General features: G+C 67.3%; 19 protein-coding genes, 1 tRNA gene and 1 other RNA gene. 9 read left to right on the forward strand and 12 right to left on the reverse strand.

Translation table 11 applies throughout. The features are described 5' to 3' along the window. Positions 1 to 181 precede the first annotated feature (181 nt). Positions 182 to 562: RNase P RNA component class A (gene rnpB, locus BSP_RS14580), an RNA gene on the reverse strand. Positions 563 to 673: 111 nt separating this feature from the next. Between rnpB and BSP_RS14585 the strand changes: the two genes are divergently transcribed. Next, positions 674 to 1,543: a hypothetical protein gene (locus BSP_RS14585; RefSeq protein ID WP_152950807.1), complete on the forward strand. Its 870-nt coding sequence runs from the start codon at positions 674 to 676 to the stop codon at positions 1,541 to 1,543. Here BSP_RS14585 and BSP_RS14590 read toward each other — a convergent pair. The 3 genes from BSP_RS14590 to sppA form a co-directional block, all read right to left on the reverse strand. Next, complete coding sequence (locus BSP_RS14590) at positions 1,540 to 2,301, reverse strand: N-acetylmuramoyl-L-alanine amidase (protein WP_152950808.1); 762 nt, start codon at positions 2,299 to 2,301, stop codon at positions 1,540 to 1,542. The genes BSP_RS14585 and BSP_RS14590 overlap by 4 nt on opposite strands. Before the next feature lie 13 nt (positions 2,302 to 2,314). Next, complete coding sequence (locus BSP_RS14595; protein WP_152950809.1) at positions 2,315 to 2,638, reverse strand: hypothetical protein; 324 nt, start codon at positions 2,636 to 2,638, stop codon at positions 2,315 to 2,317. Between the two features lie 115 nt (positions 2,639 to 2,753). Then, the gene (sppA, locus tag BSP_RS14600) at positions 2,754 to 4,532 is read right to left on the reverse strand and encodes a signal peptide peptidase SppA (protein WP_152950810.1); all 1,779 of its coding nucleotides are present in this window, start codon (positions 4,530 to 4,532) and stop codon (positions 2,754 to 2,756) included. 225 nt (positions 4,533 to 4,757) lie between these two features. On the opposite strand from sppA, the gene panD reads away from it, so the two are divergent. Then, positions 4,758 to 5,114 (forward strand): aspartate 1-decarboxylase, encoded by a 357-nt coding sequence (gene panD / locus BSP_RS14605; RefSeq protein WP_152950811.1) that lies wholly within the window; start codon positions 4,758 to 4,760, stop codon positions 5,112 to 5,114. Positions 5,115 to 5,183: 69 nt separating this feature from the next. Here the strand turns inward: panD and BSP_RS14610 are convergent, their stop codons facing one another. Then, entirely contained in the window at positions 5,184 to 5,936 is a 753-nt protein-coding gene (locus BSP_RS14610) for an SIMPL domain-containing protein (protein ID WP_152950812.1), read from the reverse strand. Between the two features lie 223 nt (positions 5,937 to 6,159). On the opposite strand from BSP_RS14610, the gene BSP_RS14615 reads away from it, so the two are divergent. Together BSP_RS14615 and BSP_RS14620 are read left to right on the forward strand one after the other, a co-directional pair. After that, positions 6,160 to 6,235: transfer RNA gene (locus BSP_RS14615), tRNA-Ile, on the forward strand. 391 nt (positions 6,236 to 6,626) lie between these two features. Then, positions 6,627 to 7,715: a hypothetical protein gene (locus tag BSP_RS14620; RefSeq protein ID WP_054766452.1), complete on the forward strand. Its 1,089-nt coding sequence runs from the start codon at positions 6,627 to 6,629 to the stop codon at positions 7,713 to 7,715. Between the two features lie 137 nt (positions 7,716 to 7,852). On the opposite strand, the gene BSP_RS14625 is transcribed toward BSP_RS14620, so the two are convergent. Continuing rightward, a complete protein-coding gene (locus tag BSP_RS14625; RefSeq protein ID WP_194166974.1) occupies positions 7,853 to 9,364 on the reverse strand; it encodes a serine hydrolase domain-containing protein in 1,512 nt (503 codons plus the stop codon). Positions 9,365 to 9,477: 113 nt separating this feature from the next. On the opposite strand from BSP_RS14625, the gene BSP_RS14630 reads away from it, so the two are divergent. Continuing rightward, entirely contained in the window at positions 9,478 to 9,984 is a 507-nt protein-coding gene (locus tag BSP_RS14630; RefSeq protein WP_194166975.1) for a MarR family winged helix-turn-helix transcriptional regulator, read from the forward strand. Between the two features lie 12 nt (positions 9,985 to 9,996). Here BSP_RS14630 and BSP_RS14635 read toward each other — a convergent pair whose 3' ends face one another. From BSP_RS14635 to BSP_RS14650, 4 genes are all read right to left on the reverse strand, one after another. Then, on the reverse strand, positions 9,997 to 11,316 hold the full coding sequence (locus tag BSP_RS14635) for an Hsp70 family protein (RefSeq protein ID WP_152950815.1): 1,320 nt from the start codon (positions 11,314 to 11,316) through the stop codon (positions 9,997 to 9,999). Between the two features lie 68 nt (positions 11,317 to 11,384). Then, complete coding sequence (locus tag BSP_RS14640; RefSeq protein ID WP_152950816.1) at positions 11,385 to 12,230, reverse strand: CoA ester lyase; 846 nt, start codon at positions 12,228 to 12,230, stop codon at positions 11,385 to 11,387. Continuing rightward, positions 12,230 to 12,904 (reverse strand): SDR family NAD(P)-dependent oxidoreductase, encoded by a 675-nt coding sequence (locus BSP_RS14645; protein ID WP_227975979.1) that lies wholly within the window; start codon positions 12,902 to 12,904, stop codon positions 12,230 to 12,232. Before BSP_RS14645 ends, BSP_RS14640 begins: the two co-directional genes overlap by 1 nt. A 37-nt stretch (positions 12,905 to 12,941) precedes the next feature. Continuing rightward, positions 12,942 to 13,451 (reverse strand): GAF domain-containing protein, encoded by a 510-nt coding sequence (locus BSP_RS14650; protein ID WP_152950818.1) that lies wholly within the window; start codon positions 13,449 to 13,451, stop codon positions 12,942 to 12,944. 248 nt (positions 13,452 to 13,699) lie between these two features. Between BSP_RS14650 and BSP_RS14655 the strand changes: the two genes are divergently transcribed. The 4 genes from BSP_RS14655 to BSP_RS14670 all read left to right on the forward strand — a co-directional run bounded on the left by BSP_RS14655 (position 13,700) and on the right by BSP_RS14670 (position 20,398). After that, entirely contained in the window at positions 13,700 to 15,205 is a 1,506-nt protein-coding gene (locus BSP_RS14655; RefSeq protein WP_152950819.1) for a tetratricopeptide repeat protein, read from the forward strand. An 18-nt stretch (positions 15,206 to 15,223) separates the two neighbouring features. Beyond that, complete coding sequence (locus BSP_RS14660) at positions 15,224 to 16,666, forward strand: hypothetical protein (protein WP_152950820.1); 1,443 nt, start codon at positions 15,224 to 15,226, stop codon at positions 16,664 to 16,666. Positions 16,667 to 16,849: 183 nt separating this feature from the next. Next, positions 16,850 to 19,528, forward strand: coding sequence for a pyruvate, phosphate dikinase (gene ppdK / locus BSP_RS14665; protein WP_152950821.1), 2,679 nt, complete (start codon positions 16,850 to 16,852; stop codon positions 19,526 to 19,528). 342 nt (positions 19,529 to 19,870) lie between these two features. Beyond that, positions 19,871 to 20,398 (forward strand): porin family protein, encoded by a 528-nt coding sequence (locus BSP_RS14670; RefSeq protein WP_054766462.1) that lies wholly within the window; start codon positions 19,871 to 19,873, stop codon positions 20,396 to 20,398. Positions 20,399 to 20,465: 67 nt separating this feature from the next. On the opposite strand, the gene BSP_RS14675 is transcribed toward BSP_RS14670, so the two are convergent. Together BSP_RS14675 and BSP_RS14680 are read right to left on the reverse strand one after the other, a co-directional pair. Continuing rightward, entirely contained in the window at positions 20,466 to 20,726 is a 261-nt protein-coding gene (locus BSP_RS14675) for a hypothetical protein (RefSeq protein ID WP_054766463.1), read from the reverse strand. A 136-nt stretch (positions 20,727 to 20,862) separates the two neighbouring features. Next, the gene (locus BSP_RS14680; RefSeq protein ID WP_152950822.1) at positions 20,863 to 22,014 is read right to left on the reverse strand and encodes a beta-ketoacyl-ACP synthase III; all 1,152 of its coding nucleotides are present in this window, start codon (positions 22,012 to 22,014) and stop codon (positions 20,863 to 20,865) included. Positions 22,015 to 22,052 lie beyond the last annotated feature (38 nt).

Raw genomic sequence — 22,052 nt, forward strand, 5'->3', positions numbered from 1 at the left:
AGGCAGTCCAGCGCCCACAAGAGGTTAACGGGCCCCGCCCTGTGGACGGTCCGATCCGGCGGCGAAAGATGGGGATGGAAGCGCAAACCGGCGCCGAATGACCGGCCTCAATCAGGCCGAAGGCCGGTAGGCCAAAGAACCGCCTCAAGCAGGCCGAAGGCCGATAGGCCCTCAAAAAAGATATGCCAGACGGCCTGTAAGCCGGGTTTTGTTCCGCCCCGAAAGGACGGCGACGATCATTCCTCTGGACCGTCCATTGCTGAACGGTTCTCGCGACCTACCCGGACATCCAGGGCGGTGAGCCCCGCGAGGCGAACCCCGCACGATGTCCCTATTTGGTCTTGCTCCAGGCGGGGCTTGCCATGCCGTCCCTGTCGCCAGGTCCGCGGTGGGCTCTTACCCCACCCTTTCACCCTTGCCGCCCGCGAACGGGAGGCGGTTTGCTTTCTGTGGCGCTATCCCTCGGGTCGCCCCGGGCGGAAGTTATCCGCCGCCTTTTCACCGTGGAGCCCGGACTTTCCTCGACGGACGCGGAGTCCGCCGCGACCGCCCGGCCGTCTGGCGGGGGCTAGATGCGCCGCCTGGGCGCCCAGGTCAACAGCGGGCGGATCATTCGCGGCTTGACGAGACCGGGGGCGCCGTGACTGCTGGGCGTGGCTGGAGGGGCGAGACCATGACGAAGACGGCGACGAACAAGAGCGTGCGGCTGATGGCGGTATTCGGCCTGGCGTCCCTGGCCGCTGTGGGATTGGGCGCCGCCGTCTGCGCCCTCAGCGGCGTATCGGCGGCCTCCTGGGGACGGAACCTGGCGGCCTGGCTGGTCGGGGCGGTGATCGCCGCTGCCCTGGCGGCGGCGGGGCGGCGCATCGTCTCGCCGGGGGCGGCGCTGGCGGTCGCCGGACTGGCCGTGGCGGGGCTGGCGGCCAGCTTCTTCAATCCAGCCCAGGAAGGGGTGCATCGCTGGATCGACGCCGGGCCGCTGCACGTCAATATCGCCATGGTCGTCCTGCCGTCCCTGTCGGTCGTGCTGGCGGCGGCCGAGGATCGTCGGGCGATCTGGGGCGCCGCCGTCGCAGCCCTGATCCTGCTGGTCGCCCAGCCGGACGCTTCTCAGACCACGACACTGGCGGCGGTTCTGATCCTGGTCGCCGCCGTTCGCGCGCCCGGCCGCGGAGTGAAGGCCGGCTTGATCCTGTTCGCCGGACTTGCGGCTGCGGCGGCCTGGATGCGGCCTGATCCGTTGCAGCCGGTCGCGGAGGTTGAGGAGATCGTCGGCCTGGCCTTCCAGATCTCGCCCCTGATCGGCAGTCTGGCCCTGATCCTTCTGGCCGTCTTCGCAGCGGTTCCGGCCACCCTGACCCGGCCTGACGCCAGACTGAAGCTGGCCGGCGCCGCACTGAGCCTGTGTCTGGCCGCCTGGGCGGTCACGCCCTTGTTCGGCGCCTTTCCGGTTCCCTTGGTCGGGGTGGGCATGAGCCCGATCCTGGGCGCCTGGCTGGGGGTCGGACTGCTGGCGGCGACGGCGCGCGCGCGAACCTACTAATCCAGCACGCCCGTGACGCTCTCGACGCTGGCCAGCTGCAGCAGGCCGACCAGACGGGCGCGGGTCTCGCCGTCGGCGACGCCGTCGACGCGCCCGGGCCGCCAGTGGCGCTGGAAGGCGCGGACGGTGGTCTCGGTCTCGGCGTCATAGTCGCCGCCGGGCGCCAGCCCATAGCCCAGCCGGTGCAGGCCGGCGCGCAGGACCACGACCCCGATCCCCTGGTCTCCCTTCTGCAGTAGGCCGCCCAGGGCCTTGATCCGTTCGGGCGCCGGTTCGAACCACAGGCCGTGTCCGGCCTCGGCCAGCCGCTTCCACGGAAAGAGTTCGCCGGGATCGGCCTTGCGATCCGGCGCCAGGTCGGAATGGCCGATGATGCGGTTGTCCGGAATGGTCCAGCGCTGGCGAATCTCGCCGATCAGGGCGATCACCGCGGCGATCTGGGCCTCGGGAAAGGGGCGATAGCCGAACTCATGGCCCGGATTGACGATCTCTATGCCGATGGAGACGGCGTTGCAGTCGTCCTCGCCCCGCCAGACGCCCCGACCGGCGTGCCAGGCGCGCCGTTCCTCGGGCACGAGTTGGAAGATGCGACCGTCCTCCTCGACCAGATAATGGGCCGAGACCTTGGCCTCCGGGTCGCGCAGACGGGCCATGGCGGCCTCGCCGGTCTCCATCCCGGTATAGTGCAGCACCAGCATATCGGGCGGCGCGCGGCGCGCATCGAAGTTCGGCGAGGGCGCCGCGATCAGCTCAACCATGGTTCAGGGGGCCTCAGCGGCCGTGGCGGTCCCAGCCGTAGGCGACCCAAGTGCCGTTGACCTTGTGCGCCTCGATCAGCTCGGGGTCTCCGGCGCAGCGGCGCGGTGTCAGGTTGCGGCGCGCCCGCATGGCCAGACCCGCCAGAAAGACCAGCACGCCGGCGAACAGGGCGATCACGGCCACCGCGGCGGCGGTGAAGACGGCCAGAACCGCGCCCACCGCCATGGCGGCGACGGCGGCGATCAGGCTGGCGACCCACAGGATGGAGGCCACCAGGCCGTTGGGCCGGCGACGGGCCGCGACGCCCAGGGAGGCGAGACGTTCAGACTGGAACATGGATCATCCTTTCAGACGTTCCGCAGAACGCCCAAGCCTCAATGTCGGTCCATTGAGCCGTGCGGTCAATGGAGCGCCCCCTCACGCCTGTGTGCGATGGATCGTCACGCCTCCTTCAGAAGACCGGCTGATCGGCCAGGACGACCGCGCCCTCGCTGCGCATCCGCTCGCCTTCGATGCGGCGCATGACGGCCTGGGCCTGAGGGTCGGCCATGACCCCGCCCAGCATGACCAGGGCCTGGGCCGCCTCGCTCTGGACCCCGAACATTTCCGACAGGGCCTCCCACGGCGACTTCTGCTTGGGGAAATGTTTGAAGCGGACCGACTCGCCGGCCGGAATCTTGGCCAGGGCCTTGGCCTTGGCCACCGCCTCGTTCAGCCCGCCCAGCTGATCGACCAGACCCAGAGGCAGGGCCTGGGCGCCGGTCCAGACCCGGCCCCTGGCGATCTCGCGCACCCGCGCCGGCTCCAGCTTGCGGCCGGTGGCGACGCGCGTGATGAAGTCGTCGTAGATCCGGTCCATCGAGGCCGCAAAGGCCGCGCGCTGGCTGTTGGTGAAGGGCTGGGTCGGGGAGAAGGCGTCGGCGTAGGAACCACCCACGGTCAGCTCGCGCATGTCCACGCCGAACCGGCCCAGGGCGTCGGCGATCACGAACTTGCCGCCGAACACGCCGATGGAGCCGGTCAGGGTCGAGGGCTGGGCCACGATCCAGTCGGCTTCAGAGCTGATCCAATAGCCGCCGGAGGCGGCGTAGGCGCCCATGGAGACCACCACCGGCTTGCCGGCGGCCTTGGCCGCGCGCACCGCCGCCAGGATCTGTTCCGACGCCTCGGGCGAGCCGCCGGGCGAGGAGACACGGAAGACGATGGCCTTCACGCTCTTGTCCTCAATGGCGTCATAGATGGCTTCGGCCGTATCGTCCGAATGGATGGAGGAGCCGCCGCCGAAGCCGCCGCCGTCGCTGCGGCCGGTCACGATCGCCCCTTCCCCGCCGACGATGGCTATGGCGTTGCGGCCCGATCCGGTCCGTTCGCCCTTTTCAGAGACGTATTTGCCGAATTCGACGATCTCGGCGCCCTTGCCGGCGCGGCGCTTGATCTCGGCCTCGGCCTCCTCGACCTGGCCGATCTTGTCGACCAGCTTGTTCGAAAGGGCCTGTTCCGCCGAATAGGGGCCGGCCTCGATCACCGTCTTCAGGGCGGCCGAGGTCGTCTTGCGGTCCTGGGCGGCGTTGGCCAGGGCGCTGTCGTACAGCGACGTCATCCAGGCCGTCATGGCCTCGCGGTGGGCGGGGGTGTAGTCGCTCTGGGTATATTCGTTGACGGCGTTCTTGTATTCGTAGCGCTGCTCGAAATCGGCGCGGACGCCGTATTTGTCGAACGCCCGGCCCAGGAACAGACTGTCGGCCGAGAAGCCGGTGGCCTGGAAGCCGGCGGTGTTCTGCATCCACAGTTCAGACGCCGAGGCGCCGACCATATAGGTGGACATCACCGCGCCCGCAGGGGCGAAGCCCTGGCTGTGAGCGATGACCGGCTTGCCCGAGGCGCGGAAGCGGCGGATCGCCTGGCGCAGCTCATCCGCCGAGGCCGGGGTCATGCCGCTTTCCGGCAGGCGGACCAGCACGGCCTTGACGCCGGCGTCCTCCTGGGCCTGGGCCAGACCGTCCACCACCTGGGTCACCGACAGGCCCGATCCCCCGAAGGCCGCGAACGGATTGGTCGAGGGCTGGTCGCTGATCCCCTCGCGCAGGTCCAGTTCCAGCACCATGGTCGCGGGCGTCGTCGGCTTGGAGGCGCCGGCGATGGCGACCGTCAGCAGAACGACCGGGACCACGACGACGAACAGGATCAGTCCGGTGAAGACACCCAGAACCGTCAGAAAGAATTGCTTCATGGGAAAAGGCGCGCTCGCAAGAGGCCGGAATGGCTCAGCCGCACCATAGAGCGGGAACGGTCACCGTCAAATGAACGTCGTGCAACGTGCGGGCGCAGTTCGGCGCCGCACACGGCCGCGGTTGCGATGCGGCGCCGCGATTGATGCGGAGGGCGGAAATCCCTATATGAGCCGCCTGCGAGCGGGGGCCTATCGCCCCGTGTCCTATTTCGGAGACCGCCGTCCATGCTGGTCACCCTGATGAAGTCCAAGCTGCACCGGGCCACGGTGACCCAGGCCGACCTCGATTACGAGGGGTCGATCGCCATCGACATGGACCTGCTGGACGCGGCCGGAATCTATCCTAACGAACAGGTCGATGTGCTGAACATCACCAACGGCGCCCGTTTCACCACCTACGCCATAGAGGCCCCGCGCGGCTCCAGGGTCATCGGCGTCAACGGCGCCGCCGCGCGCCTGGTCCAGAAGAACGACAAGGTGATCGTCGTCACCTACGGCCAGCTGCCCCAGGAAGAAGCCCGCCAGTGGACGCCCAATGTCGTGCTGCTGGACGATGATAACGAGATCAAGCGCCCGGCCTGAGCCGAGATCGTCGCCGATGCAAAAAAGGCCCGCCGGCGACGGCGGGCCTTTCTCATTCTGCACCCGGGATCAGCGGGCGATGTCGTAGACGCCGGTGATGTCGATCCGCACCATCAGTTCGCCGGCGGCCACCGGCGTGCTGTCGCGGCTTTCCAGCGCCACGGCGCGGGAGGCGAACATCGGCTGCGGCGGCTGGGGCGCATAGCCGCCGCCTTCGCTCAGGTTGCGGATGCCCGCCAGCTGGACGTTCAGGGCCTGGGCGTACAGCTGGGCCTTGGCCTGAAGCGCCTGCACGGCCAGTCGGCGCGCCTGGTCCTCGGCCGCCGAGGGATCCTTCAGGCCGAAGCTGATGCCGTCGATCTGATTGACCCCGGCGGCCACCACGGCGTCGGCGGTGGTCCCGACCTTGGTCAGGTCGTTGATCGTCACCGTCACCCGATTCACGGCCTGATAGCCGCGCAGCTTGGGCGGTTCGTTCTGCTGATAGTCATATTGCGCCGACAGGTTCAGGCCCGAGGTCTGGACATCGCGCTCGGCGATCCCGGCGCGGCGCAGGGCGGCCATGACCTGGGTCATGCGGGTCGCATTGTCGCGCATCGCCTCCTGGGCCGTCGCCGCCTCGGTCTGGACGCCGAAACTGATGGTCGCCATGTCCGGCGCGGCCTTGACCTCGCCATAGGCCGACAGGTTCAGCGAGGGCGGAGGCTGCATCATTTGGACGCCCGGCTGGACCGTCTGGGCCGCAGCCGGCGCGACGGCGCCCATCACCGCAGCGGCCGTCAGGGCCCCGCCCAGCATCAGGGATTGGAAGGCGCGTTTCATGAAGATGTCTCCGTGGAAGATCCCGACCGACGGGGTCGTCGATCCATGGCCGTAACCTTGGCCTTTTACGCCTGAACGAACGTCCGGTCGTCGATGTCGGTTTCCGTTCATCTTGATGAATTCGCCGAAACGGACGCGGCGAAGATCAGGCCCTTGGCAAGCCGCGCCCTCCCCTGCTAGGCCGTTCCTCCCGCCGCGCCGCGCCTCTCGGCCGCGTCCCTGGGGGCCTGTAGCTCAATGGTTAGAGCCGACCGCTCATAACGGTCTGGTTGGGGGTTCGAGTCCCTCCGGGCCTACCACGGGACTTCTTTCTCTGAATTTCTCAGCCCTCAGGGGTCTAGCCGAAACGGCCGAACACAAGTAGTCAAACAGCAGATCGCTTGTGCGGTCGATGTCGAACACCCACTTCTCTCTCTTCCAACCGTCGGGAACACGGCGGCGGCGAAGGGATTTTCTTAATCATGGGCCGTTAGGCTCTGAACGTCGGTATTTTCCGACTCTGGAAGCGAGGCAATGAGTATGCGTGCGACCGAAACGATCTAAGCCCCGCCAGCGGGCTGCTGGTTTTTCGCCGAACGGCGAGTGAAAGGGACAGGGCCTCACCAGCCCTGTCCTTTTTGCTTTTTGGCCCTTCCTTTTTGGATTGCCGCGTTCGCTGAAAACGAGCTTTATGCCACCGGGAGGCGCGTGATGTTCAAAGGCAGGTGGTGGGACAGGCTGGGTTGGTTGGCGGGCGCCATAACCTGGATCGCGGGCTGGGCGGCGATCTTTTGGCCGCCGATCCGAGAGTATGGAAAATGCGTGGCGATCAGCGATCCTGCCTTGGCCCACCGGCTGAACGCTGTTGCGGCGGGCCAAGCAGGCGAACTGCCCAAGGTCTGCACCCACGACGCCGTCGACACCTTCATCGCCCTCCTGCAAATCCCGACGCCGATCTATCCAGACGTGCCGATCGGCGGCTATCTGTTCTTGGCGGCGAGCGTCATACCCTTGGTGGTGCTGGGCATCTGGGTTCGACAGGCGATCGAATACTGGGACAATGCGCGCGTCCCACTGTCGGTTTTGGAGACCGACGTCACCCTAAGCTTCGCCGAGCCCGACATGAAGCGGGCAATTTTGACGAGGAAGCAATTCTTCCACGCCAACCAACCCGACGTGGGCGCCTATCATTCGACCACCAAGGTGGATGGGGAAAAGGCGTCGATAGACCCCGACCACCAAGTCTTTGACGCCCAGGTCGGACATCGCTCGATCAAGGGGGAAATCATAAAGCAGGGCAACGAAAAATCGATCAATGTGATCGAGATCTACAACGAATCCCTGCCTCGAAATCCGCTCATAACCATACTGCCCAACCAGGTAGTACATTCGATTTACAAGAATTTCGGCGCATTCTTCAATGTGATCGTCAAGAGAACGACTGTCATTCATCTGGTCGATGAATACAACGCAAAAGAACCGTTCTACTCCATATCTTCGATGCGATATCCGGTGACGAACGTAAAACTGAGGTTCCTTTTCCATTCTGAAACCGCGCCGTCTCCAGAAGACATCTCCGCCTTCCTGATCAAGGACAATCTGGCGATGCGGCTGGCCTTGCCGCCTTGCCATGAGGGCGCCTTCACCACCTATGAGGTGGCGGTGCGAGAGTTCAAATCCGCGACGATCCGCGTCGCCTGGAACAATCGGAACCTGTTCGCTTGGAAGGAGCGGCAGCCGACGGCGGACAAGCCGTCTCAGCCGCAAGCCCCGACCGCGGAGAAGCCTGCGAAGAAATGAGACGTCGCGCCGAACGCGCAGCGCGAGCCTCAGCCGCCCTGGGTCCAGCGTTCGACGTCCGGCTCCAGTCCGATCAGGGCCAGGCCGGCGGGGATGGATTCGAACTCGCGGAAGACTCGGTCCGACAGCGCTCGCCGTCAGCTTTCAGGGAGGCCTTTTAGGCGCTTCAGCCCCTCACGGGCGTACTGGTTGTCCGGATCAAGCCGCAGCGACGTTTCGAAATGGGCGATCGCCGCCGCAAAATCGCCCTCGGCCACCGAAATGTCGGCGAGGCCGTCATGGCTGAAGGCCGATTGCGGAAACTGTTCGAGGGTGAAGGCGAACAGGCGGCGCGCCTCCTCCATCGCGGGCAGGCCGGACAGTTCATAGCCGATCTCGACCAAAAGTTCATCGGTGGCGAAGGCTTCGGCCGAGGGCTGGGCCGCCTTCATGGCCTGATACTGGCGGATTCCAGCCTCGGCCCCGCCCGCCATCACCGCGTCCAGGATCACCGTCTTGGGCTGAACATCCGGCAAGGACGTCGCCTCGCCGAAGTAGAGGCCGGCGAGAGCCCGGGCCGTCCCGCCGCCGCTGGCCTCGTCGCTGTTGCTGAGGACCACGATGGTCAGGTCGTCGTCAGGAAAGCGGGCGACCATGTTCGAAAATCCCGGCCCACTGCCCGCATGGCCGACCATACGACGACCATGCCAGGAGCGGATCTCCCAGCCGAAGCCGTAGTTGTTGCGCGCCCCGTCGGTCATCTGGGCCAGGGAGGCGGGAGAGACCAGCCGCCCGGCGCCGACCGCCTGGGCCCAGGTCGACAGATCGTCCACGGTGCTGCTGAGCCCCGCCTCGCCGTAGACGCCGGTCATCGACTGCGGCGTCGCCTCGATGAAGGTGGAGCCGATCGAATAGTAGCCGGTCGCCAGATGAGGGATGATCCGGCGTGAAGCGTTGAAGACCGTATGATCCATGTGGAGCGGCGCCAGAATCCGCTCACGAAGGACCTCCGGATAGGGTTTGCCGGCGACCCGTTCGATGATCGTCCCCAACAGGTTGTAGCCGGTGTTGCTGTACCGATAGCCCTGGCCCGGCGCGAATTCGAGCGGCCGATCCCGCACCAGGGCCACGACGCCGCCGGGGCCGTAGGTTCGGCTGTCCAGGGCTTCGTCCCAGTCCGGCAGGCTGGTGTAGTTGGGGATTCCGGAGGTGTGGGTCAGCAGTTGCCGCACGGTGACGGCCCGCCAAGCCGGGGGACAGTCGGCGAGGTGGTCGCAGGCCAGGTCATCGACGCTGAGCCGCCCCTCCTCCTGCAGCATCATGATCAGAAGGGCGGTGAAGGGCTTGGTGACCGAGGCCAGTTGATAGACGGTGTCGGTGTCATTGGGGACGTCGAAGGCCCGGTTCGCCAGTCCATAGCTTCCACGGAAGACAGGTCTCCCGTGGGCGGCGACCAGGACGGTCCCGCTGAAGGCCGCGTTACGCACCGCCGCCTTCATATAGGCGTCTAAGGCCGCGCTCAGATCGGGCGAGACCGCAAGGGCGGAGGTTGCGGGGGCAGAGGTTGCTGGATCCTGAAGCGTCTGGCGCGGTGCGGCCTGTAGCGGCGTCGCGCACGCACCGGTCAGAAAGACGGAGGCGGCCGCAGCAGCCTTCCAAAGGATTCTCAAAGCCACATCCAAGCCCTCTCGATCACGCCAATATCTTTTCATCAAGATATTTTATGTCAAGATATTTTTCGCAAAGATTTGTGCCGAGAGCGTCCGACGCCTATCGTGCAGCGATGATTCAGACCTCTTCCTCGCCGGACGTGATCGACGCCGTCCTGGCCGATTGGCGAAACGCGCGGCCTCAAACCCAGGCCGACGCCCTGAATATTGTCGGGCGCATCCTGTGGCTCGGGCGACGATACGAAGAGGCCGTCGCCCAGATGCTGGCCGAACATGGGCTGTCCTATTCCGACTATGACGTGCTGGCGACCCTGCGCCGGGCCGGCGCCCCGTTCGAACTGTCGCCGACGGATCTGGCTAAGCGTGTCCTGCTCAGCTCCGGCGGCCTGACGGCCTGCCTGCGGCGTCTGGAGACGCGAGGCCTGGTGTCGCGCCACAGTGTGAAGGAAGACCGCCGACGCCTGTTGGCGCAGCTGACGCCGGAAGGTCTGACCCTGGTCGAGGGTTTCATAGACCCGCGTTTCGCCATGGCCGAACGCGCGCTGGCCCCGCTGGACCCGACCCAGAGACGGGAGGCGGAGACGGTGCTGCGCCGCCTGATGACGGCGGCGGAAAACTGAGGCTGCTGCGGATCAGCCGCCCTGGGTCCAGCGTTCGACGTCGGGCTCCAGTCCGATCAGGGCCAGGCCGGCGGCGATGGATTCGAACTCTCCGCCGGTCTCGATCCGGTCGGGGCCGAAGCGGCGGGTGAACAGGGTGCGGACGGCGGGGGTCAAGGAGGTGCCGCCGGTCAGGAAGACGCGGTCGATGGTGGAGGGGGCCAGGCCGGAGCGGTCGATGGCTTGGTCCAGCGCCGCCTCCATCTCGGCCAGTTCGGGGGCGATCCAGGCGTCGAACTGGGCCCGCGTGACCGTCGCCTCGATCCGCACCCCGCCCGCGACGAAGCGGAAATCGGCCGTCTCGTCCCGCGACAGATCCTGTTTCAGGCTGGAGACGGCGCGGTACAGGGCGTGGCCGTGGTTGTCGTCCAGCACCTCGATCAGCCGCTCGATCTTCTCGGGCTCAAGCGAGGTGGTCGCCAGGGCGCGGATGTCGCGCATGTCGCGCGACGCCCGCAGCAGGGCCAGCTGGTCCCAGCGGGCGAAGGCGGAATAGTAGCGCTGGGGCGCCGGCAGGGTCTTGCCCAGGCTGGTGTAGAAACTGCCCTTGCCCAGTTCGGGCGAGACCAGATGGTCGATGATCCGATAGTCGAAGGCGTCGCCGGCCACTCCGACGCCGGATTGGGCCAGGGGCGTGGATTTCAGCCCCTCGGGCGTGCGTTCGAACCGGACGATGGAGAAGTCGCTGGTGCCGCCGCCGAAGTCGGCGACCAGGACGGTGGCGTCCTGTTTCAGGGTGCGGGCGAAATAGAAGGCGGCGCCGACGGGTTCATAGGCGTAGCGGACGTCCTGGAACCCCAGCCGCTTGAACGCCGTCTCGTAGCGCGACAGGGCCAGGGCCTCGTCGGGCCGATTGCCGGCGAAGGTCACGGGGCGGCCGACGATGACGCGGGGCGGCAGATCGGCCATGGCGGCCCCCGCATGGTGGCGCAGCTTCAGCAGGAAGGCCGACAGCAGATCCTCGAACGTATAGCGCCGGTCGTGGATGCGGGTCTCGGTGAAGGCGGCGCTGGCGGCGAAGGTCTTGAACGACTGAATGAAGCGCGTGTCCATCGGGTCGTCCACATAGGCGTCGATGGCCCAGGGCCCGGCCTCGACCACCCGTTCGGGACGGCCGCCGTCCTCGGCCGGGTGGAACTGGAAGCTGAGGGCCGAGCGGAAGGTGGAGACGCCGCCCGCCCCGTCAACCGTGAAACGGACCAGCTCGGCGCCGGTCGCAGGATCGGCCAGGGCCACGACCGAATTGGTCGTGCCGAAGTCTATGCCGATCGTGATCGGCTGCGGCGTGGTCATGACCCGGCTCCTCGAAGGGCGGGCTTCCTACAGTGTCCCGGCGGATTAGGAAACGCCGGATCGCGGCTCTACCGGCGGTTCGTCGCCTCGGCGTGTCGCGCCAGCAAGGCCTCGGCCTGGCCCAGGTGCAGACGTTCGACCATGGCGCCCCCCACCCGGATCGCGCCTCGCCCCTCGGCTTCCGGCGCGGCGAAGGCCGCCACCACCGCCTGCGCCGCCTGGACCTCAGCCTCGGACGGGGCGAAGGCGGCGTTGGCGGCGGCGATCTGGGACGGGTGGATCAGGCTCTTGCCGTCAAAGCCGTACAGCCGGCCCTGCGCCGCCTCGGCCGCCAGGCCGTCGACGTCCTCGATCCGGTTGAACACCCCGTCGATGGCCAGCAGTCCGTGCGACCGCGCCGCGACCACCAGGGCCGCCAGCCAGGGCTTGAACGGTTCGCGATCCGGCGACGCGCCCGTCCCCAGGGCCTTGGCCAGGTCGTTGACCCCCAGCATCAACCCTTGAAGCCCCCCGCCCGCCGCCGCAATCTCATTCAGGGCGATCAGGCCGCGCGGCGTCTCGATCATGGCCCACAGGGCCGCATCCGGCGCGCGGGCCGACAGGGCGTGGACGGTCTCGACCGTCTCCACCTTGGGCGCGACGATCAGGCCGGCGCCCGCCTGAGCCAGAGCGTCCAAATCGTCCTCGCCCCAGTCGGTGTCCAGGGCGTTGATCCGCACGCCCAGACGGGGACGAAAGCCGCCCGCCTTCACCGCCGCCACGGCGGCCGCCCGCGCCTCGATCTTGGCCTCGGGCGCCACGGCGTCTTCCAGATCAAGTACGGCGACATCGCAGTCCACGTTCCGGGCCTTTTCGATCGCCCGGGCGTTGGAGGCCGGCAGATAGAGGACGCTGCGAGCCAGTTCGCCCGACATCAGACCCGCCCGGTGACAGGAACCAGGGCGCCGGTCATGGCTCGGCTATCGGGCGAGGCCAGGAACAGGATCACCGCCGCCAGATCCGCGGGGGCGACCCAGGCGGCCGGATCGGCGTCGGGCATGTCCTTGCGGTTGGCGGGCGTATCAATGATTGACGGCAACACCGCATTGACCGTTACGGACGTGGTTTTCAGCTCCTCCGCCAGGGCCTGGGTCAGGGCGTGGACGCCCAGCTTGGCGGCGCCGTAAGCCCCCATGCCCGCGCCCGGCTTCAGCGCCGCAGCCGAACCGACATTGACGATCCGCCCGTCCGAAGCCGCCTTCAGATAGGGCAGAGCCGCCCGGCTGGCGTTCAGGGCGGTGGTCAGGTTCAGGGCCTGCATCCGGTCCCAGGCCGGCTGCGCGTCGTCCGTCGTCTGCCAGACGAAGCCGCCGGCGATATTGGCCAGGACGTCCAGCCGGCCGTAGCGGCTGATGACAGAGGCCACGGCCTCCTCGGCCTGGGCCGGGTCGGTCAGATCGACGCCGCCGACCTCCAGCACTCCGGCGGGAACCGGATGGCCTTCGGCGTGGTCGATGACGGCGACCGCCAGCCCCGCCGCCAGGGCAGCCTCCAGCACGGCCCGGCCCAGCACCCCGTGCCCGCCCGTGATCGCGATCACCCGTTTCATCTCGTCCTCCATCCCTTTGCCCCTCTCGTCTGTCGGCTCAGCCTGCGGCGAAGACCTTGGCCATCAGGCGTTCCAGCCCCGCCTGGTCCACGGCGTCGAAGGCCGCCGGGGTCGTCGCATCCACGTCGAAGACGGCGATCAGTTCGCCCGAAACGTCAAGCACCGGCACCACGATCTCGCTGGCCGAGCGGCTGTCGCAGGCGATATGGCCGGGGAAGGCGTGGACGTCCTCGACCAGCTGGGTCTGGCGTGTCGCCGCCGCCGTCCCGCACACCCCGCGCCCGAAGGCGATCCGCAGACAGCCCAGCGTCCCCTGATAGGGTCCGACCACCAGTTCGTCCGCCCCATCCGGCGTCTTGTCCGGCGCGACGACGTAGAAGCCGGTCCAGAAGAAGTGGTCGAAGGCGTCGGCCAGCATCGAGGCCACGGTGGCCATTCGCGCGGTCAGATTCGGCTCCCCGTCCAGCACCGCCAGGATCTCGGCCTCGACCTCGGCATAGCGGTTCGCCTTGTCGGCGGGGCGGTCGTCGCGGGGGACATAGGACATGGGCGCTCCTTCGATTCGCAGTCGATATAGGAGGCCCCATCCCCGGAAGCGAGCCTTCGTCCACAGGGTTCAATTTCTTAAATACCGGAAATCGCACAACAAGGTTCGTCGTGTCGAAATTTGCCGCTTGCTGTGGCGCCGCTTTGTCGCAAAACATTGTTAACCATGTTTGGCGGTCTGACCCGTCGGCGCCGGCGCGCCGTCCTGCGTCGCGTCGGCCAGTGGGATTGCGGGAGCGACAGGAAGGTATGGGCGAGTACGACAACGCCGGTCACGGTCCATCCCAGCTCCAGCGGCATCGCATGCCCCTGGCCGGCGGCGCCGTGGCGGTTCTGGTCCTGCTGATCGCCGTCCTGCTTCTGGCCAGCTGCGGCGACGGCGCCCCCGGCTTCTGGCGCCGAGGGGCCCAGAACGAGGCCGCCCTGTCCTGCCCCCGCCCAGCCTCGGTCACAGGGTCCGAGTTCAACGCCCAGGAGGCGAGCCTGCGCCACCTGCGCCGCGCCGCCTTCCGTGGCGACGTCTTCGCCCAGCTGGAGCTGGGCTCGCGCTACGCCGCCGTCCGCGCCACCGACAAGAATATCGAGGATCCGATCGAAAGCTCGGTCTGGTACGCCATGGCCCTGGCCAATGACGAGGGCTACGCCCCGATCAACGGGGTCGAACCCCAGGGCGGCGGCCTGTTCGGCGGGGGTCTGCGCCGCCTGTCGAAATACGACGACTGCCGCGCCTTCGAACGCCACCGCGCCTATCAGGTGCTGGACCGCCAGTTGTCGCGGATGAGCCGGCAGGAGCAGGAGGCGGTGCGCGACCGCGTCATCTACGTCCTCTCCACCCAGGACGCCGAGGGCTATCGCACCCTGGCCCGCCTCCACGACGGTCTCTACGGCCCCTTCGGCGAGCCTGCCGACAATCGCGAGGCCCGCGAGGCGCTGGGCCGCAAGCCCGAGGGCGGCGCCCTGGGCCAGCCCCGTTCGCGCGGCGGCTACTGGGCGGCGGTCAATCTGTTCCAGAGGAACGACGTCGACGCCTATCTCTACAACTATCTGGCGGTTCAGACCGGCGACGTCGGCGCCTATGTGCTGATGAAGGACTTCGAACGCTCCTCGCCCGGCCGCGCCCAGTACGCGGGCTTCGTCGAGGCCAAGGCGCGTCAGTGGACCCCGCCGTTCGAATTCTATCCGCTGGAGGCCCCGGCCTCGGGCGTCCCCTTCTCGGACGAGAGCCGCCCGCGCGGCGACGCCTATGAATACGCCCTGTCGCGGCTGCAGAACGAGCTGCCCTTCGTCCATGTGGGCCGCGCCCTGCGCTATCTGGGCGTGACGCCCGAGGCCGTCACCGCGCCCGAGCAACTGTCCCGCCAGCAGATCGAGGCCTTTGAAGCCATGCTCGGCCATGCGACCGAGAGCCGGCTGTCGCCGCTGGAGCGGGTCCGCGCCATCCAGCTGGCCGCCGTCAACGGCTCGTCGGAGGCCCAGCTTGTCTTGGCCGTCATGTACGCCGAGGGCATCGGCCTGCCCCCCGACTACGCCCGGTCGTTCAAATGGTTCGAGGAGGCGGCCCGCCAGGGCAGCCCCGAGGCCAAGTTCGCCATGTCCACCTATTTCGCCCTCGGCGTCGCCGGGGTGGCGGACCAGGACAAGGCCGAGGCCGTCGCCTTCCGCATCGAATCCGCGCTGTCGGGCTTCGGCCCCTCGGCCTCGCGTCTGCAGGCCCTGTTGTCCCAGGTGTCCCGCGCCCAACAACAGCGCCGCTAAAAGGGAGGGTCTGGTCGCATGAACATCCGCTCGCTCGCGAAAGTCTCGCTCCTCGTGGCCTTCGCCCTGTCCGCCCTGGCGACCCTGCCCGGCCCGGTCCAGGCCCAGGTCGCCGCCAAGGTCGAGGCCCAGACCCGGCCCAATTTCGGCGTCCTGCTGGACCCGCCGACCCGCGCCCGGCCCCGCGCCCATCGCCGCTACGACTACGGCCGGTATCGTGGTCCCGACTGGCGTCCCCTGCCCCGCCCCCCGCACCAGGAAGAGATCGTCCTGGTCGATTGCGGCGGCAATCCCGGCTCGGGCGCGATCGAGAGCGCGGTCCAGCGCGTGCGTCCCGGCGGGACCTTGATCATCCGGGCCAGGGCCGGCGCCTGCGTCGGCTGGCTGAACATCGACAAGCCGATGACCATCATCGGCGACAGCGGCTTTGATCCGCGCCGCTGGGATGCGGCGACGCCCACCCTTCAGGCGCCGGACGGCCTGCCCTGCCTGACCGCCGCCCCCGGCGTCCGGGTCGAGGTCCGCGACCTGGTCTTCGCCTCACCCCACGCCGGCGACGCCGCCTGCGTCATCGGCTATGGGGCTGAAATCGTCATGAGCCGGGTCGGCTTCCGCCACGCCGGGGACGAAGCGGCGATCTATGTCGACGGCGGGCTTCTGGACCTGCGCGACGCCCTGATCGACGCCCGCACCGTCTCGGCCGCCGTGGTGGCCGACGGCGCCGCCGTCACCCTGTACGAAACCGCCGTCACCGGGGCCGTGTCGGGCGTGGATCTGACGCCGGGCTCCGCCGCCCCCTCCAGCCTGACCTCGGTCACCCTGATCGGATCGGAACAGCCGAACAGCTTCGGCCCGCGCGCCATCGGAGTGATCGTTCGCTCCGCCCGCGATTACGGCCGGGTCGAGATCAGCAACGCCAAGATCTGCGGCTATGTCGAAGGGGTGGCGGTGGAGGGCGCCTCGGTCTCGGTCTCCAACAGCCGGATCTGCAAGGGCGACAAGGGCGCGGTCCTCTATAACGGCGAACTGCTGTTCGATCAGAACCGCGTCCGGGTGGATCAGGTCGGGGTCGCCGCCGCCTCGGGCCGGGCCGTGATCACCGGCAACAGTTTCGCCGGCGTTCGCGACGCCATCTATGGCGAGCCGCGCGCCAGCATCGAGGCCCGCGACAATCGGGTGTGGTCGCGCGACCTGTGCCGCCCCCGTTTCGAAAACCGCTATCGCGACCGTTATGCGCCTTCATGGGGCGGCGGCGACCGCGGCTATGACTGCCAATACAGCCCCTATCCCCGCGACTGGTGGGAGGCCGAAGACGGTCAGTACTATGACTACGGCTATCCGCTGGACGGCTATGATCGGTACCAGCAGGGCTACGGCTGGTATGATCGGGACGGCCGCTATGTGCCGGACAACCGCTACTATGGCGATGATCGTTGGAGTCGCGGCGGGCGCGGCTGGTAATCGTCCCTGTACGGCGCAGTCCGTCGGTTCGAAGGGATCCGAAAAACCGAGGCTCGGAAACCGGTTTCAGGCTCACGCTTTGTTACAAACGCCATGGTCAAGCCGGTTTCGCCGCGCTAGAGCAGGCCGCATGTGCGAGCGGGTCAACCCGCCGAACCTTAAGACAAAGCTCAGGGGCTTAAGATGACTCAGTGGGTGTACGGCTTCGGCGGAGGCTCCGCCGACGGCGACGCGTCGATGAAGAACCTTCTCGGCGGCAAGGGGGCGAACCTGGCGGAAATGTCCGCCCTGGGCCTGCCCGTCCCGCCCGGCTTCACCATCACCACCGAGGTCTGCACCTACTATTACGCCCACGGCGAGACCTATCCGGCCGATCTGGAAGACCAGGTGAAGACGGCCCTGGCCAAGGTCGAGGGCGTGGTCGGCAAGACCTTCGGCGACGTGGACAATCCCCTGCTGGTCTCGGTGCGTTCGGGCGCGCGGGCCTCGATGCCGGGCATGATGGACACGGTGCTGAACCTGGGCCTGAACGACCAGACGGTCGAGGGCCTGGCCAGGCTGTCAGGCGACCGGCGATTCGCCTTCGATTCCTATCGCCGCTTCATCACCATGTATTCCAACGTGGTCCTGGGCCTCAGCCACGACGATTTCGAAGAGGTGCTGGACGCCCACAAGGACCGGCTGGGCGTCAGCGTCGACACCGATCTGAAGGCCGAGGACTGGGAGCGGGTCGTCGAAGACTACAAGGCCGTGGTCGAGCGCGAACTGGGCCACCCCTTCCCCCAGGATCCGAAGGACCAGCTGTGGGGCGCCGTCGGCGCCGTGTTCGAAAGCTGGATGAACGACCGGGCGAAATTCTATCGCCGCATGCATGACATCCCCGAGAGCTGGGGCACCGCCGTCAACGTCCAGTCGATGGTGTTCGGCAATATGGGCGAGACCTCGGCCACCGGCGTGGCCTTCACCCGCAACCCCTCGACCGGCGAGGCGCGGCTGTACGGCGAGTTCCTGATCAACGCCCAGGGCGAGGATGTGGTGGCGGGCATCCGCACGCCCCAGTCCCTGACCAGGATCGGCCGTGAGGAGATGGGCGAAACCGCTCCCTCGATGGAAGAGGCCATGCCCGAGGTGTTCGGCCAGTTCGTCGAGGTGGTGAACAAGCTGGAGAGCCATTATCGCGACATGCAGGACATCGAGTTCACGGTTGAACAGGGCCGGCTCTGGATGCTGCAGACCCGCAACGGCAAGCGCACCGCCAAGTCGGCGCTGAAGGTGGCGGTCGATCTGGCGGCGGAAGGCGTAATCAGCCAGGAAGAGGCCGTGAGCCGGGTCGAGCCCTCGGCGCTGGATCAGCTGCTGCACCCGACCCTGGACCCGGAGGCGCCCCGCACCGTCATCGCCGCCGGCCTGCCCGCCTCGCCCGGCGCCGCGACCGGCAAGATCGTGTTCGACGCCGACGAGGCCGAGCGTCTGGCCGGCCTAGGCGAGGCCGTCATCCTGGTGCGCGAGGAGACCAGCCCTGAGGATATCCACGGCATGCATGCGGCGCGCGGCATCGTCACGGCGCGCGGCGGCATGACCAGCCACGCGGCCGTGGTGGCGCGCGGCATGGGCCGGGCCTGCGTCTCCGGCGCCGGCGAGATCCACATCGACGAGGCCAAGGGCGTCTTCAACGCCCGCGGCCGCACCTTCAAGACCGGCGACATCATCACCATCGACGGCTCCAAGGGCGAGGTGCTGGACGGCGCCGTGCCGATGATCGAGCCCGAGCTGACCGGCGACTTCCAGACCCTGATGGGCTGGGCCGACCAGGTGCGCCGCCTGAAGGTCCGCGCCAACGCCGAGACCCCGCTGGACGCCAAGACCGCACGCGGCTTCGGCGCCGAGGGGATCGGCCTGTGCCGGACCGAGCATATGTTCTTCGACGACACCCGGATCGCCGCCGTGCGCGAGATGATCCTGGCCGACGACGAGGCCGGGCGCCGCACGGCCCTGGCCAAGATCGCACCGTTCCAGAAGTCGGACTTCGTCGAACTGTTCGAGATCATGGCCGGGTTGCCTGTGACCGTTCGCCTGCTGGACCCGCCGCTGCACGAGTTCATCCCGCATACGGACGAGGACATCGACGCCCTGGCCGCCTCGTCGGGCATCGACGCCGAGAAGCTGAAGCGCCGGGCCAAGGAGTTGCACGAGACCAACCCCATGCTGGGCCACCGCGGCTGCCGCCTGGGCGTGGCCTATCCCGAGATCTACGAGATGCAGGTGCGGGCCGTGCTGGAGGCGGCGCTGGAGGTGAAGAAGAGCTCGGGCCAGGCGCCGATCCCGGAGATCATGCACCCGCTGGTCGCCCTGGGTCTGGAGATGAAATATCTGCGCGAACTGACCGACCGCACGGCCAAGGCGGTGTTCGACGAGGCCGGCGACAGCGTCGACTATCTGGTCGGCACCATGATCGAACTGCCCCGCGCCGCCATCCGCGCGGGCGATCTGGCCGAGCACGCCCAGTTCTTCAGCTTCGGCACCAATGACCTGACCCAGACCACCTTCGGCATCAGCCGCGACGACTCGGGGCGGTTCCTGCAGGCCTATCTGGACAAGGGCATCTTCGAGACGGACCCCTTCGTGCGTCTGGACCAGGACGGCGTCGGCGGCCTGATCGAGATCGCGACCGAACGCGGCCGTGCGGTTCGCCCCGAGGTCAAGCTGGGCATCTGCGGCGAGCACGGCGGGGATCCGTCGTCGATCGCCTTCTGCGAAAAGGCCGGCCTGGACTATGTCTCCTGCTCGCCCTACCGCGTGCCGATCGCCCGCCTGGCGGCGGCCCAGGCGGCCCTGAGCGGTGAGCGCGAAAAGGACCGCTGAGGTTAGACATTCTCCGTCATCCTCGGGCTTGACCCGAGGATCGGACGCGACGCCGCTTGTGCGAAGACTTTGACGCACAGCCCGATCAACGTCTGGTCCTCAGGTCGAGCCCGAGGATGACGGGGTGAAAGATTAGAGGGCGGTCTCTGACGAGGCCGCCCTTTTTGTTGCATCGCCACAAAGTCGCCGACCTTGACAGAACGCAGTGTGTGTCTCTCCGTCCACAGACGACAGACCGTTCTGGCGGCCTCTGGAACAGAGAACGCCCTCACCTATTTAAGCACTCGCTGGATGGGGCTGATGATCCAACCGGTCATCACATCTAGGAGTTAATAAGAAACAATGCGCAACATTCTTCTCGCTGCTGTCGCCGTTTCCGCAATCGCCGCTCCGGCCTTTGCTCAAACCAATCCTGAACCGCGTGGTTACGGATCACTGGGCTATACTCATCTTGAAGGCGACAACGCCACCACCGGCGCCGTGACCGGCCGCCTGGGCGTCAATCTGAACCGCTATCTGGCGCTGGAGACCGAGGCTTCGGTCGGCGTCAAGGACGACGACTTCACCGTCGCCGGCGTGGACGGGACGACCAAGCACGAGTGGGACGCGGCGGGCTATGTGGTCGGCAAGGTGCCGGTTTCCGACAAGCTGGAGCTGTTCGCCCGCGGCGGTTACGGCCACACCGAGCTGAAGCAGGAGTTCCCCGGCGCCAATACCGACGTGGGCGGCGACAGCTGGAACTACGGCGCCGGCGCCAACTACTATCTGGACGGCGTTAACGGCCTGCGCGCCGACTGGACCCGCCGCGACTACCGCGACGACGCGGGCGAGGCGGACGCCTATTCGCTCAGCTACATCCGTCGCTTCTGATCCCGGCGATCAGGCGGATTGAAGAAGGCGCGCTCCGAAAGGGGCGCGCCTTTTTTCTTTCAGGACTTCAGGCGAAGTCGCCGGCCAAGGCCCAGCGCTGCGAGCCTTCGCCGAACGGACGCACGAACCAGTCGCGGTACTGTTCGAAGGCCTCGATGATCTTCTGACGCAGGGCCTGGGCGTCCACCGCCTCGCCGCGCTGGCGCCTGAGGGCCGCAACGCAGTCAACGACCAAATTCTGATGAGCCGAGCCGCCCATGCTCTTCAGCACGGCGGCGATATCCTGAGCCAGGCTTTCCAGCACTGTCTTCGGCGTCGTCTGAGCCATCTGGGAACTCCCCTGTTCTCGACAATCGAACGCCTCGCAAAATCCGCCGCCGGATTCAAGCGTGGCCTCAGAAATTATCGTCGCAGATCGGGATTAACCTGCCGTAACGCCGGTCGAAACTTTTTGTTTCGAACCCCTAGCCGCGCTTTCGCACGAACACCGTCCCGGCCGAGTAGCCCGCGCCGAAGCTGCAGATCAGGCCGGTCTCGCCGGGGGCGAAACCGTCGTTGTGCAGGTGGAAGGCGATGATCGAGCCGGCCGAGGAGGTGTTGGCGTAGTCGTCCAGGATGATGACGTTCTCGGCCTCGGTCGGTTCGCGACCCAGCACCTTCTTGCCGATCAGCTGGTTCATGTTGATGTTGGCCTGGTGCAGCCACAGCCGCTTCAATTCGCGCGGATCCAGGCCCAGTTCGCCGGCATGATCGACGATCATGTCCGAGACCATCGGCACCACGTCCTTGAACACCTTGCGGCCCTGCTGGATGAACAGCTTGTCGTTCTGAACGCTGTCGTCGGCGACCGGCGAATCCAGATGGGCGGTGTCGCGCGCGTTGCGGTTCAGGAAGCCGAAATTGTTGCGGATATTGTTCGAGAAGACGGTCTTCAGCCGCGAGCCCAGCACGTCCCAGCCGCCCGGCCCGGCGGTGTCCGAGGATTCCACGATCACGGCGGTCGCCACGTCGCCGAAGATGAAATGGCTGTCGCGGTCGGTGAAGTTCAGGTGGGCCGAGCAGATCTCCGGATTGACCATCAGCACCGCCTTGACCGAGCCGCCGGCGATGAAGTCCGCCGCCGTCTTGATCCCGAAGGTGGCCGAGGAACAGGCGACATTCATGTCGAAGGCGAAGCCCTCGATCCCCAGGGCCTGCTGCACCTCGATGGCCATGGCCGGATAGGGGCGTTGCATGTTGGAGGCGGCGCAGAGCACCGCGCCGATCTCGCTGACCGGCTTGCCCCAGGCCTCGATGGCCTGGCGCGCGGCCTTGACCGCCATCTCGGCCAGGATCGACAGCTCCTCATTGCTGCGTTCGGGCAGGTTGGGCGCCATGCGGGCGGGGTCGATCACCCCGGCCTTGTCCATCACGAACCGCTGCTTGATGCCGGAGGCCTTTTCGATGAACTCGGGCGAGGAATGGGGCTTAGCCTCCAGCTCGCCGGCCTCGATCTGGGCCGCGTGGCGGGCGTTCCAGCCGTCGGCCCAGGCGTTGTAGCTGTCGACCAGTTCGGCGTTGGAGACGGACTGTTCGGGGGTGAAGAGGCCGGTGGCGGCGATGACGGCGTGGGTCACTTAGTTTCTTGTCCTATCGCGCGGCCCGCGGGCCTCGC

The organism is Brevundimonas sp. Bb-A (assembly GCF_009394735.1).
Classification (GTDB): Bacteria; Pseudomonadota; Alphaproteobacteria; order Caulobacterales; family Caulobacteraceae; genus Brevundimonas; species Brevundimonas aurantiaca.

Bases quoted from the DNA above. Each gene is read 5' to 3' on its own strand.
- BSP_RS14630 (WP_194166975.1), top strand. From the start codon at position 9,478: ATGATTCAGACCTCTTCCTCGCCGGACGTGATCGACGCCGTCCTGGCC.
- BSP_RS14670 (WP_054766462.1), top strand. From the start codon at position 19,871: ATGCGCAACATTCTTCTCGCTGCTGTCGCCGTTTCCGCAATCGCCGCT.
- BSP_RS14640 (WP_152950816.1), bottom strand. From the start codon at position 12,230: ATGTCGGGCGAACTGGCTCGCAGCGTCCTCTATCTGCCGGCCTCCAAC.
- BSP_RS14660 (WP_152950820.1), top strand. From the start codon at position 15,224: ATGAACATCCGCTCGCTCGCGAAAGTCTCGCTCCTCGTGGCCTTCGCC.
- BSP_RS14610 (WP_152950812.1), bottom strand. From the start codon at position 5,936: ATGAAACGCGCCTTCCAATCCCTGATGCTGGGCGGGGCCCTGACGGCC.
- BSP_RS14635 (WP_152950815.1), bottom strand. From the start codon at position 11,316: ATGACCACGCCGCAGCCGATCACGATCGGCATAGACTTCGGCACGACC.
- BSP_RS14585 (WP_152950807.1), top strand. From the start codon at position 674: ATGACGAAGACGGCGACGAACAAGAGCGTGCGGCTGATGGCGGTATTC.
- BSP_RS14595 (WP_152950809.1), bottom strand. From the start codon at position 2,638: ATGTTCCAGTCTGAACGTCTCGCCTCCCTGGGCGTCGCGGCCCGTCGC.
- panD (WP_152950811.1), top strand. From the start codon at position 4,758: ATGCTGGTCACCCTGATGAAGTCCAAGCTGCACCGGGCCACGGTGACC.
- BSP_RS14590 (WP_152950808.1), bottom strand. From the start codon at position 2,301: ATGGTTGAGCTGATCGCGGCGCCCTCGCCGAACTTCGATGCGCGCCGC.
- BSP_RS14675 (WP_054766463.1), bottom strand. From the start codon at position 20,726: ATGGCTCAGACGACGCCGAAGACAGTGCTGGAAAGCCTGGCTCAGGAT.
- BSP_RS14650 (WP_152950818.1), bottom strand. From the start codon at position 13,451: ATGTCCTATGTCCCCCGCGACGACCGCCCCGCCGACAAGGCGAACCGC.
- BSP_RS14620 (WP_054766452.1), top strand. From the start codon at position 6,627: ATGTTCAAAGGCAGGTGGTGGGACAGGCTGGGTTGGTTGGCGGGCGCC.
- BSP_RS14655 (WP_152950819.1), top strand. From the start codon at position 13,700: ATGGGCGAGTACGACAACGCCGGTCACGGTCCATCCCAGCTCCAGCGG.
- sppA (WP_152950810.1), bottom strand. From the start codon at position 4,532: ATGAAGCAATTCTTTCTGACGGTTCTGGGTGTCTTCACCGGACTGATC.
- BSP_RS14645 (WP_227975979.1), bottom strand. From the start codon at position 12,904: ATGAAACGGGTGATCGCGATCACGGGCGGGCACGGGGTGCTGGGCCGG.
- ppdK (WP_152950821.1), top strand. From the start codon at position 16,850: ATGACTCAGTGGGTGTACGGCTTCGGCGGAGGCTCCGCCGACGGCGAC.